Annotated in this window: 8 protein-coding genes and 1 pseudogene; all 9 read right to left on the reverse strand. The window is 55.0% G+C overall.

What is annotated here, in order from left to right; translation table 11 throughout:
* Nucleotides 1-104: 104 nt before the first annotated feature.
* The gene (locus tag U3654_RS15250; RefSeq protein WP_324752403.1) at nucleotides 105-968 is read right to left on the reverse strand and encodes a hypothetical protein; all 864 of its coding nucleotides are present in this window, start codon (nucleotides 966-968) and stop codon (nucleotides 105-107) included.
* A 154-nt stretch (nucleotides 969-1,122) separates the two neighbouring features.
* A complete protein-coding gene (gene xrtD / locus U3654_RS15255; RefSeq protein ID WP_324752404.1) occupies nucleotides 1,123-2,730 on the reverse strand; it encodes a VPLPA-CTERM-specific exosortase XrtD in 1,608 nt (535 codons plus the stop codon).
* Between the two features lie 116 nt (nucleotides 2,731-2,846).
* Complete coding sequence (locus U3654_RS15260; protein WP_324752405.1) at nucleotides 2,847-3,464, reverse strand: VPLPA-CTERM sorting domain-containing protein; 618 nt, start codon at nucleotides 3,462-3,464, stop codon at nucleotides 2,847-2,849.
* Between the two features lie 769 nt (nucleotides 3,465-4,233).
* Nucleotides 4,234-4,440, reverse strand: coding sequence for a hypothetical protein (locus tag U3654_RS15265; RefSeq protein WP_324752406.1), 207 nt, complete (start codon nucleotides 4,438-4,440; stop codon nucleotides 4,234-4,236).
* Between the two features lie 350 nt (nucleotides 4,441-4,790).
* Nucleotides 4,791-4,970: pseudogene (locus tag U3654_RS15270) on the reverse strand (IS3 family transposase); the annotation flags it as partial.
* 1,524 nt (nucleotides 4,971-6,494) lie between these two features.
* The gene (locus U3654_RS15275; protein ID WP_324752407.1) at nucleotides 6,495-7,895 is read right to left on the reverse strand and encodes a hypothetical protein; all 1,401 of its coding nucleotides are present in this window, start codon (nucleotides 7,893-7,895) and stop codon (nucleotides 6,495-6,497) included.
* Nucleotides 7,896-7,913: 18 nt separating this feature from the next.
* Complete coding sequence (locus tag U3654_RS15280; protein WP_324752408.1) at nucleotides 7,914-8,519, reverse strand: polysaccharide biosynthesis/export family protein; 606 nt, start codon at nucleotides 8,517-8,519, stop codon at nucleotides 7,914-7,916.
* 150 nt (nucleotides 8,520-8,669) lie between these two features.
* Nucleotides 8,670-11,108, reverse strand: coding sequence for a tetratricopeptide repeat protein (locus U3654_RS15285; RefSeq protein WP_324752409.1), 2,439 nt, complete (start codon nucleotides 11,106-11,108; stop codon nucleotides 8,670-8,672).
* A gap of 124 nt (nucleotides 11,109-11,232) precedes the next feature.
* Nucleotides 11,233-11,922, reverse strand: a complete 690-nt coding sequence (locus U3654_RS15290) for a sugar transferase (RefSeq protein WP_324752410.1) — start codon at nucleotides 11,920-11,922, stop codon at nucleotides 11,233-11,235.
* Nucleotides 11,923-12,316: the final 394 nt, after the last annotated feature.

Here is a 12,316-nt window from a genome sequence, read left to right on the forward strand (position 1 = left end):
GATGAATGGAGGCACCGGCGCGAATAGCCTTGTCAGATAAGTCACAGATCGATCGGTCCCGACCCTACCGGGCGATCAATACAAAAGAAATACAAAGCATTCAATCAAGTACCGGTTCGGGGAACCGCAGTGTCCGAATTCCTGGCCGTCACAGTCAGGGGGGTGGAAAACGCAGGCTTCTCCCAACCACAATGCGCCGCATATATCCGTGGGTCGGTGCCGGTGTGCGTCGCCATATCTTTTCTAAAACTGAGCCCGCGCCGGTTTCGCCACTTTGCCCTAAGGAGGTGCAGCCCGTGCCATGATATCTTGATCGTCGGTGACCTCAATGGCAGCGCCGCGTGCCATTTACGGCGAATATAATGATAACAACGATCATACTCCGTATCGGGCGCTGGGTGAAATCGGTCATTGTGAACAAGAGGCAACGAAACGTTCCAGGCCCCAAGGCCAGCTTTTAGAGCGGTCTGTACGATATCGACCCCGTAGAAGTGGAAACCGGGCAGGCCCTCATCAAAGGTCAGCCCTCTCTCACGGCGGACCACCAATAATAATTCGTCAGCGCTTTGAATACGGACTGGGTTTTCCGAAACCCGGCCGACAATGCTGCTAAGTGAGGATGACCAGACGGGCCCCCACCCTACATCGTCCAACCCTATCCCATACGCGGCCAGAACACCCCAGTCTGGGTCAATCGCCTCGACCTCGGCAATCCGTCTGGCAAGCAGGTCTTCCCATCCGGTTGGCAGATATACGTCCTGATGGGCCAGTATCATGATGGGTGACTGGGCCCGCTTTAATATCTGGTTGTATCCTTTGCCGGGTGAAACCGGGTCCTCTTCAACCAAAAGCGATAGGCGTCCAGAGCGAACTACTGGCGATCTTTTCAAATTGAATGCCAGAATGCCTTCGTTGTTAGACACACATCCCAAAGCCATTCTGTCCACTGCTGCAAGAAAATTTCTCATCGCACCCCCCGGTGATGAGTTAAGACCAATAAAGTGTCGAATCTAAAAGACCGCAAAGATAACATAATATTGGTGAAAGACAAAATTTGGGCTGATGCGGCGTCAAATTCCGATCATCTACGTCTGCAAGATGCGGCTTTGTAAGCTGTTAAATTCAAATGCCCTGCACGAAACGCGGTAGCGGCTGCACCACATCCAGCATGGCATCAATCAACCGCTCTTCGGCAGCGCCCTCGTTTTCGTCACGGCCGATCGGCGTGATCAGACGAACGAGCGCGCTGTCGTTACGGCCACTGGTGATCTTGCCCAGCATCAGCTTGAACTTGGCGTCAAACACCGACGCTGCGCGTCCGTCCTGTTGCTCGTACCAATAGTAGACCAGCATGCGCTTGACCCCTTTTTGTACGATGGCACGGTTCAGCTTGAATTCCCCTGCCCCAGTCGGCGCATCAATCTGCTCCAACTGCGCGATTTCCCAGCCAGCACCCGGCAGGCACACCTCGGGCGAATGCACGCCGCCGGTGTTTTGATCCTTGTACCAGACCATGAACAAATCAACCGGGTGTTCCGTCCCCGGCTGGTTCAGAGTGACCGAATGATAGTCGTCGGCCGCCAGGATGATTTCGATATCTGGATCCAGGGTGTTTGGACTACCCGCGCGCCAGTCCCCGAGCTGCGACGGGAAAAGCGCGAATGGATCACGATTGACCACCTCAATTTCCCGCTCGGGGGCCATTTGCCAGACACCGGCCAGCGTCGTCACCAGAATAGCGCCCGCAACCAAGGCCGTCGACGGTTGCACCAGCCGCAGACGTTTGGCTTGAGTCCACAGCCCATCGGTTTCCAGGTCCAATGCCTCGACCAGACTGACCTTGTCGCGGCGCAGAAAGACAAGCAGCCACGCAAGGCCAAACAGGAACAGCACACAAATGATGAATATGACCCAGCCTTCGAAGAAATGCGTGAAATTGTCCACGTATTCCAGCCCGTAGGAATTCACTACGACGCCAGCCAAGGCTATGCGTATGGAATTCATCAGCACGGTGATGGGCGCCGCGGAAAGCAGCAACAGCGCCTTGTGCCACAGTGGTCCCTGATAAAGTACCGCGAAGATGTATGAAAAGCTGAGGATCGGAAACAGATAACGCAGCCCCGAGCAGGCCTCGGCCACGTGAAGCTTGTAAACCCCCAGATCGATGATGTTCCCTTCGAGAAAGACAGGAACGCGCAGCAGATCCAGGAAATAGACACCAAGTTCGGACGATATGGTCTGCAGGTAGGTGGACAGGCCATAATAAACGGCGCCGGGCAGTGGCAGCATATAGACCAGATGCAGAACCGGCGGCCAGAAATGCCGCCCTGTCCGCCATCCGAAACTGATAAGAAGGATCGCTCCGACCCAGAGAATCATGCCATAGGCAACGATATCTGCGATGCCGATCAACCGGCCCCCTGCCCCGATCAGCAAGGCAATCGCCAAAAGCACCAGGCCCGGCCAACGATCGGCAACGGCGCCATATTGGATCGGAACCGTCTTCAACTGACGCAGGAACAACAGGGCCGACAGGATCGGAATCAGCGGGCCGTGACTGTATTCCGGCAATTGCCACGCGCGTAGCAGCTCGGCGATGCCCTCATAGAAAAACGCCAGCCCGGCCAGAACCATCACCGCCAGCCAGAAGAGGCCGGCATGACGGATGAAACCCGCCTTTTCAGACAATGTGGTTTCAGAAGAACTCAGCAAATTTCCCGGTGCTGGCATCACTTGATCCAATCAACATGCCAGACAGGGTACATGCCCATTGTGTCCCAGCGCCATGCCTGAATTGAAAACGGCAGCCGGTTAAGGCTGCCGTTTTCAGATGTTAGTGCCTGAAATCAGGCCATTTGCTTGCGGCGGCGCAACACGCCAAATCCGGCAAGGCCACCCAGCAGAAGCAGAGCCGTTGCCGGAAGCGGAACCGGCGCGGCCTCTACAGTAAAGCTGCTCAGAGTGAAGTCGTCATTGTAGCCGAATGCCCGCACCGAGAACGACGAGGCAATCACATCCCCAAAGGAATGGTTCGCATTCGATGTATGGACATAGTTGCCACCATCGACGCTATACGACGCATTGTCGTTCCATTCGAACCAGCCGGAATTGAACGACCCCAGTGTAGCAGAAACGAGACGCACAGCCGCGTCGAACGTCACCGTCAACCAGTCGCTGTATCGGTAGCCGTCTATCGCGTTACCGCTTCCGTTATAGGCTCGGTCATTCGGGCCATTGCGGACGCCAAGCCCGTGTCTGGATGTCGTGATACGCGGACCGGCTGCAGTATCATACGTGGAATAGGCCCGAATCGTCCCGGAAATCCCATCGACATTAAACGTGGCTGTACCGCCACGGACGGTAGCGTCGCCGCCACGCCGACCGGTCACATCAACCGTCGCCGCCTGCGCGCCAACAGCCGTAAACATTACAGCTGAGGCGATCATCAAAAGCTTTCTAATCATACCCATCTTCCCCTTACACACTTCCCAAAACCAGAAAAAAAACGATTCCTAGGATTTCTTAACATACTCCTTTCGGCGAATCATCAAGATTATGCTGGATTCTCTAACAAAAATTGGTCTTTCAAGCATTCTTGGGGCAACTTGAGATGCTTTTGAGTTCAATTGAGACGTTCTCGTCCAAATTGTTCTCAAAATCGCCCCAATCGCCATCTATTCACATTCATATCGGCGGATATCCGGTCAAAACCGCCCAAATAGAGAAGATTTCTGCCTGTTGTTAGCGAATTCTTAATCGGTGATTGCCAACAATGGGCTACAGCGTGAAGTTAGGTTCACCTACAGAGAATATAAGCTTGCATTGTCACAACTTGTGATTGCAATTTTAGTATGATAGCAGCATGCAAACGTACGAAGGAGATATTATGTTAATCGGAATACTTGGTCTGGGCATGATAACAGGGTTCGTCGCTAGCATTGTTGTGCTCGTATTTGGCCAGTCATTCCTTGTCGCTTTGTTGGCTTACACAGTGGTCGGCCTGGCGGTGGTCCTCGCGCTCACACTTTTGATCACGGTCGTCAATGTCGCGCAGAAGCGTCGACCTGAACAACCCAGCTTCACGCGGTAGCGAACGCCTCGCACTGCTTTGTTGTCTCTATCCCGCTTTCGCCACCCGATAAGCGCTCGCCGAGGCGATTGACGACACCCATCCCTAAGCGCTCCAGTAGGTAAGTCAGTCGCCCCCAGACGTATAGACATCCCAACCCGGCGCTAGTTTGCGGCCGCCTTCACCGTTTCAGGCGGTAGAGCGCGCCAGTCCATCGCCTGCCCTCGGCGGATAAATCGGATGATCTCTCCCAGTTCCTTGGCGATCAGGTAGTCGGGCAAATGATCGACCGCGATCACGCCGCGCGCTAACGTTCGGAACACCCCGTTTAGCTGAACCCGGCCTCTGCCGCAGCACGCGACTGGATTCATTTGCATCAACCTCTCGCAGGCTGGCCCTGTGGGCTTGACGATATTGGCCGACGTCGCTGCGGCCTCCGGCCTGAGGCGTAAGTGCCTCTTTTCCCATTAGCATCAGCCTACGCCAACGATCTCGGTAATGCCGAAGGCTGAGAAGCGCCCAATTGAGTGCGATGTGGATGTGGATCTCGGCGGTTTGCCGGTCAGGGTTTCTTGCGCCGATGTGCTCTTCGAGAGCATTTGAGTAACACATCTATTGTCCGGTATTGGCTTGCCTGCAAACCACGATGGATATGTCATGGTTTCGTGCTGCCCCAGTCGCTTGTTAAAGCCACCTTCTGTTCGAAATCGACAGGGCTTTTCTAGACCAGTGCCAAGTATCGGCGGCGCGAGTTATAGAAACCGTTGATGTACTCAAATATTGCCACCTCGGCCTGCCTGCGCGCCTCCCATGACCGTCGCCAGATCAGCTCTGCCTTGATCGTCTTAAAGGCGGACTCGACAGCAGCTTTGTCGTAACTATGTTCCTTGCCACTCATTGACTGCCAGGCCATGAATGGCGGTGTTGCACTTGCGGGTATGCGCGGTCGTAAGACTTGGATCACCTGGCGAAGGGCGCGAAAGATGGCGGACTTCTTCGCGTTCTCCGCTTGCTAGGCGGCAACCGCCGTGCTCAGAAAAGCGGAATTGAAGGGGATGCTGGCAGTGACGCGCGGGCTATGAGTGCATCACCGAGCGTACAGACGCACATGCGGTCTCGCGTCTTGACCACCCAAACCAGCTTGCGCCGCTCAGCGAGACCCAGCGCCCAGACGACCTTAAACACCACTGAGTTTCGGGGCATCGTATCCGAAAGGTCGAGATCGCGCTCGGCCATTGCGCGCTGAGTGAGCTCACGCTTGGTCGCTTGGCCGTCCACGTCGAGGTGCTGCGCAGATATCGGCGACCTCGCCGCGCTTGGAAAACCCGTGGCTGACCATGTAGCACGTGTAATGTCGCTGCGGAGTGGCGAAAAGCCTGATGGTGGCATTTACATGCGCCGGATAATGCCTGGCATGGCCCGTCTGTGCTTCGCACGCTTTGATTGATCATAGATTTTCGCCCGCTTCTGTGTAAGCGTCTGGAATATCAGACAGTTCTGACATATACTAATTCAAGCCGAACCAGACGATCCAGTCGACAAATTGGTGCTTTTGCTACTCAAGGCCATTCAGAAATGTGACCAAAGGTGCTGACGGAAACAAGGCTACCGGCGCACACAATCGCTCAAGTTTTCGACACAGCCTTTCTGCCACGGTGCCTGCTGTTCATAGAACTAGGATTTGGACCCCACGCCAGTGTTCAGCTCGCGTGAAGGAGTAAACTCAAAACCCCATCAAAGCTGACGCTCCAACAGGCTTCAGCGGACAGGCGTGACATGATCTAAATATGTCAATTCATGAACGGCCGTTGCTTGCGATCGTTGATGCGCAGGATTGCCGTGAAGCGGGTCTTGCGTTCAATCAGCGTGGCGTCATTGGCATTGCTGCGCGCACGGGCGACGATCATCAAATCCCCCCAACCGCTTCTTTGACTATGAGGCGCTATTCGATCTGCTCCGAAGGCCAACCGTCTTCCGGTCGATCAACGACGGTAGCCAGAAATTCGCTGTACTGGGCACAATTGCGGCGCTTGATGTGACGCTGATTGGCCCGCATCTGTGCAGTCATGTGGCGGTAGCCGTCAGCCTGCAGAACTTCGTCGTCGTGCCACTAAAACGTTTCGCGAAAAACCTGAGACACAAATTTTCGTGTATCGTGTGCAACGCTCATTTGTTTCGCTGCGTATTGTCTCGCGGTTGATCGCCGAACGGTCTTGTCCTGATGTTCCTTCAACATTGGTCTTCGTTGCTTTCGCCAGCAGCTCTGCGCCAAGATTCGACGCTTGTCCAAGTTCAATTTTCGGTACGGTCGCCACGCCACATCCGGCTGAATTGCGTCAATAATTTATCTAAAAATGCAATCAGGAACGCCCTAAACAAGGCGACAGATGCCTGCCAATGCCTTTACATTAATCGTGCCGAAGCTTTACGGACGCCAGGCGAAATCGCGTCCGACAGAAACCAGGAAAAGTGGTGACTCCGAACGTCCGACGCCCTGCTCATCCCGTATCCGGTAAATGGCGCCGGCGTTCAGTGACCAATCCCGCGTCAAACTGCGGTTGTAGATCGCACTGATATCTGTCCGCTCGATCCTGCCTGCGGTCGGGGTCTCGCCCGTTACGGCGTATGCGGCTCCAAAACTTATGCTGGAAAGTGGGGTAAGGCCCCAGATATAGTTCACATCCGCAATCGTCGTGACGCGGGATTCATCATCGCTGCTAGTTGTGATGGAGCGGCTGATCCGCGCCGAAATATCATTGGCGCCCAATTCCTGAATCCAGTTGAGCGAGCCGATGAGGTGGGTGTCATCCTGAGGATCCCTGGAAATGCCGATAGTACCTGCCAGCACGCCGTCGGGAATATCGAGGCTGCGACCGATCGAGAATGTCTGCAAACGACCGGACGTATCGCGCGAAACGTCCAGATCGGCAGTCCATACCCCGTTGGGCATGTCGTATTCCAGTCCGATACCACCGATTATGCCAGACGTAGAGGTATCGCCATCTATCAGGTCGAATTCGTCAATCTCGCTATATCCCAGATAGGTATCTATCCGAGTTCGGGGGCTGATATCATGAGCCAGACCGAAAGCCAGCTCATTGGTGGTTCGCTCGGTCTCATCGCCACCATCTTCGCTATAATCCTCAGTGCTAAGTTCAACCCGGCCAGTCGTTGTCGGAGAAAACCGCAGGATGACTTCTCCGCCCAGTTCCCAGGTTTGGTTCGGCGAAAGGTCGGGGTCGGTCGTGTCTGAATAGTCGATGCCCGAAACTTCCGCAGATAGAATGAACCCGACCATGTCTTGGCGGCCCAGCTCCAGACTCGTACCAAGCTCATAGGCCCGGCGGGTGCCGCGGCCAGTGAGATCGTCAAAATCGCTGGGGAGGTCAATGACACCGTCGTCGTCTCGGAAATCGGACAATGCGTCCAGAAAACCGATGTCGAGACTGCTGTATTCGGCGTCGACACCCAAGACCGCGTTTGCGGCCTCTCGTTCATAGGCAAATTGCAGTCGCGTATCGCCGACATCCGCCTCTGACCCTCGTCCGGCCAGATCCGACAGCCGCAAAGCTGTCGTAGCGTTAAAATCAATGCGCTGGATGTGGGTTTCGCTGGATAATCCAAAGGAAAGAATAGTGGAGGAAATTGTCCCTGCACCTTCTTCAGGGGTGGAAAGTTCCAGGTTTCTGCCCGCCTCCAAGCGTTGCTCTATCCCGTAGGTCAGCAAAAGCCCGCCTTCGTCCTGGGCTAATGCAAACTGTCCGGATGCGGTGAAAAGGCACAAAGCTCCACCGGTCACTATACGATAATATCGCTTCCTGCTCACGGGGTCCCCTATTCCGGGTTATTCGAACAACTTCCGTTGCGGGATAACTATGACATCACCATCAGCGAGTCTGGTCGTTGCCCCCGCGCCCGCACCGCGTACGATAGCGTCGTAATTGAATTTATATGCCAGTTCACGACCAGTTTTGTCCGTGCGGCGCAGATATACGCGCTTGGTTGCCGCGAAACGGGAAAACCCGCCCATCTCGGCAAAGAGTTGCAGCAATGTAGTGCCGGGAACGACTTCGTATTTGCCGGGCGCTTCCGCTTCTCCGACGACGTAGACATCAATCATCCGCGGTGGCAGCGGTTCACGCGGGACGTTTAGCGAACTAAGGGTCACGAACACATTGGGCTCGGACGCAAAATTAGGGGCCAAACGACCTGTGATATCAGCCTCGATCTGGGCAACCGTACGCCCGCCAGCAGGAATGCTGCCAGCAAAGGGAACCGAGATGTTACCGTCAGGCCGCACCAAGGCTTCTTGATTGAGAGAGCTATCTTCCAGCACTTCAATACGCAGCGTATCGCCCGATTGAAGACGATATCTGTCTTGCGCGTTGGCCGAGACCGTTGCTAGGCCAAGCATCAACACAGAGACAAACAGCGCGTAAATCCGGTTCATACTTAAATCTCTTTCATTCATACTCTTCAGGGCGCGTCTCGCATGCGACCCTACGGATTTTTCCGACTATTGGAAATGGTATTTTACTATTTGCTGAGTCATGTCCCGACTTTTCCTGACAGTGGTTCTCAAGCAACATGCGTCCCTGCCCTATTCAGAACCAAGGTCGGCAAGGTATTCACGGGCTTCTTCGAACTGCGGAAGAGGGCTGTCACCGGCCAGATCAAGGGCACGTACCAGAGTTTCGCGCGCTGCATCGCGGTTGCCCAGTGCAAAGTGAGCGGCACCTAGGTGAAATTGCACCATCGGATCCGTCGGCAACCCCTGCGCAGCGGCCTGGAGATGCCGCAAGGCTCCGGTCGGGTCGCCACGGCGGAACATGATCCAGCCATAGGTGTCCTGAAAGGCCGGGAGGTCCATGTCGCGCAATCTGCGCGCAATCAGATAAGCACGATCAAGGCTTGCCTGATCGTTGCGGTGGGTAGTGATCAGGCTGGCGAGGTTGTTTGCGACGACGGGATCGAAGCTTTCTGTTTCGTAAAGGGCCTCGTAGATTGCGATCGCTCCATCCAGATCCTGCGCTTGTTCCAATCTGGCCGCCTTGAAAAGACGCAAGGAAACAGACTCCGGCGACGCTGCGAGCGCCCTCTCCAGAATGGTGGCGGCCTCCGATTCCTGATCATGGCGCAGCAGAAACTGATATAGAGTGCGGGCCGCGTCGACGTCCTCGGGGTGTGTTTCAAACAGGTCTTGGTAGGTCTCTTGGGCTTGCTCCAAATTTCCGGCGGCTTCATGTGTGGCGCCACTCAGAACAAGTAATACGCGATCGTCGGGTGCAGATTTCAGACGTTCGTCGAGCATGGCACGAGCCGTCTCTGTTTGGCCCTCAATAAGCAGCGTCTGCACAAGTGCGGCCATGGTCGCGCTGCCTCCCTCACCGGTGCTGGACAGATTGCCGAGAAACGCGATCGCCTCATCACTGCGTTGTTGGCGCAACAGCTTTTCCGCTTCGATCTCGTTCGCAAGCAGTTTGGCCTCTGGCGTCTGGATGGCACGCAGGCGCGTCAGAATGCGATCTACACCCTCCCATTTCTCTTCCGTCAACTGCAATTGCGCCATCGCGATCAGAAGGTCGGGGTTCGACGGCGTCCGGGCGAGAGCCTCGGCAAGAACCGCCTCGGCTGTGTCTACCCGCCCCGCAGATGCAAGAAACGCGCCGTAGCGCAATGATTCCGCCGGCGCCTGCCTAGACGCTTCGACTGCCAGCGCGTACCGCTCACCAGCAAGATCCGGGTCACCGGCGCGCTCATACGCCTGCCCCATCAGGGTCAGGATGCCCGGATCACGGGCCGCTTGATCAAGCGCGGTCCTGAGCGCAATAATCGCGTCATCCGTGCTGTCCTGCTGAATCAGCCAATCAGCCCGCATTTTCAGCGCTTCCACGTGGCTCTTATCCTCTGACAGGACCTCATCGACCTGTGCCCGGGCAGCGGCACGATCGCCCGTGGTTTCCAGCATGCGCGCCAGCAGAATCTTGAGGTTGGACATGTCTTCGAGATTGTCGGTAAGAGACAGTGCTTCGGTCATCGCTGCAATTGCCTGATCGGTTTCGCCCACCTCAAAATCCATCACCGCTCGCATTGATCTGAAGGACGTGCTTTTTGGATTCAAGGGGATCAACCGGTCCAGTTCTGTTCGGGCCGCATCCGCAGATCGGGCTGTACGCAGAAACTGAACAACCGCAAGTTTCTGGTCCTCTGTCGCACCCGGCGCATCAGCAAGACGCCGCAGGAAAGCTTCGGCTCCATCAACATCTTGCTGCACGCGATACCAGTTAAGCAGCCAAGTTCGAGCCTGCTCATCCTGTGGGAAGTACTCAGTCATCGCCAAAAGAAGCGCGCCGATCTCCTGCTGTCGGCCAAGTTTCTCCAGAACACCCAGCTTCGCTAAATAAAGGGCTTGGGTCTGGGGCAGCCTTTCGAGTGCGGTATCGATCAAACCCAGGGCATCAACAAAGTTTTCAGCTTTGATTTCGCGATCGATGACCATGCGCCATGCGATTGGGTCGGCAGGGTGATCCTTCAGAAAGTCACGCGCGACGGCAACCGATTGATCCAGCCGGTCGGCGTTGGCGACTGTTTTTTCCGGCCCCGTCACGGAAAAATAGTCGATGGCGGCATTGATGAATAAGACATCTGGATCCTGCGGAGCGATCTCGCCCGCGACGCGCCCGTGGAGCGACGCCTGTTCGAGGTCATCAATGCCCAATGCCATCCGGCTCAATGCTATTCGCGGGGCGAGCATGTCCGGATACTGTTCGACAAGGCGCAGATACTGACCAAAGGATTCTGCCAATTCGCCGCGGTCATACAAAATGTCCGCATAGGCCAGCCGGCCTTCCTTGTGTTCATTCTTGAGCTTGAGGACATTGCGAAGCTCGACCAGGGCACGGTCGACATCTCCCTCGTCAAGCAGTTGCATCGCCGACAGGAAATGCCTTTGCGCACGCTCATCCGAGCTTTCGCACCCCACCAGCAGACCAGAACACAACAGGGCAAGGACGAGTAGAACAGAGCGGGGTAACCGCATCGCAGACCTCATAAAAATGACGTCGCGATTACTTACATCATTCTCTCACGAATACCAGCGCAGCATCGTTTTCCGGCAATCAATCAACAGATTGCAAAGCGCGCTATATAAGGTGCCAGCCAACTTAACAGCCCGTCCCCCGCAGCACGACGCCAAATGTTGCAATCAGCACAGCCATATCCGTCCTAAAGGATAGCTGCTCGTCATAAGCAGTATCGAAATCGGCGCGACCAGAGAAAGTACATTTGTTGCGCTCTGATACCTGCCAGAGCCCAGTGATGCCGGGACGCAGCTTGTAATAGGCCTTGCCCGGATAGATGGACTGCTGCTCAGGCAGCATCGGGCGCGGCCCGATAAGGCTCATCTCGCCCTTCAGAACGTTCCAGAGCTGCGGCAACTCATCCAATGATGATTTGCGCAGAATATGCCCAAGCGGCGTGATCCTGGGATCTCTTCTAAGCTTTTGGTTCTGTTCCCATTCCAGACGCGCAGCGGGGTTCCTGCGAAGGTGACCCTCCAGCAGGGTGTGCGCATTGGGGACCATCGTGCGCAGCTTCCACATGCTGAACATGCGCCCGTCTTTGCCAACGCGCTGCTGGCGATAGAGGGGGTTTTTCCCGTCACTCGCGACAAGCAAAGCCAGGAGCAGCAAAAGAGGAAGCGCGAGGGGCAACAGAACAAGCACGCAAAGGATGTCCAGCGGACGCTTTGCCATATTGCGGTAAAGATTTGAATTGCCAAAGGGTTGTACTGATTCGTTCCCGGCAATAGGAACCGTAATGGAATTATGTAACATCTTGTACAAAAGCGGCATAGGTACACCTTTAGTAAACTAGTAGTTAAATATTTACAGTCGCTTGCTCAAAAACCACTAACCGGAAAGAACATATCTCTCTCGGAGAGGAAAAATGATTTCAGTCGGGCGGCGCGTGACCACCATCTTTTCAATAATCCATCTTTTACCACGATCTCGACACATTCACCTAGCAATGAATCCAGACGTGTGAAAACTTCTTAGAGAGCGCCCGCCTGCACATCCTGAAGTTGACGTCACTCTCTTTTTCGAAACAATTTGAAGTGATTATCCTCTTTGTTCACCCGCTCTGTAAGAGCCAATCGTTTCAAATTGGATGTTTCACTTTCTCGTGTGAGTGATTGTTTCCGAGTTCACCTATAAGATGCAATTTGCCCTGCTTTATCCATAATTT

This window comes from Roseovarius sp. Pro17 (assembly GCF_035599575.1).
Lineage (GTDB): Bacteria > Pseudomonadota > Alphaproteobacteria > Rhodobacterales > Rhodobacteraceae > Roseovarius.

Coding starts and splice junctions, on each gene's coding strand:
- U3654_RS15250 (WP_324752403.1), bottom strand. CDS start 968: ATGAGAAATTTTCTTGCAGCAGTGGACAGAATGGCTTTGGGATGTGTG.
- xrtD (WP_324752404.1), bottom strand. CDS start 2,730: ATGCCAGCACCGGGAAATTTGCTGAGTTCTTCTGAAACCACATTGTCT.
- U3654_RS15260 (WP_324752405.1), bottom strand. CDS start 3,464: ATGATTAGAAAGCTTTTGATGATCGCCTCAGCTGTAATGTTTACGGCT.
- U3654_RS15265 (WP_324752406.1), bottom strand. CDS start 4,440: ATGAATCCAGTCGCGTGCTGCGGCAGAGGCCGGGTTCAGCTAAACGGG.
- U3654_RS15280 (WP_324752408.1), bottom strand. CDS start 8,519: ATGAACCGGATTTACGCGCTGTTTGTCTCTGTGTTGATGCTTGGCCTA.
- U3654_RS15285 (WP_324752409.1), bottom strand. CDS start 11,108: ATGCGGTTACCCCGCTCTGTTCTACTCGTCCTTGCCCTGTTGTGTTCT.
- U3654_RS15290 (WP_324752410.1), bottom strand. CDS start 11,922: ATGCCGCTTTTGTACAAGATGTTACATAATTCCATTACGGTTCCTATT.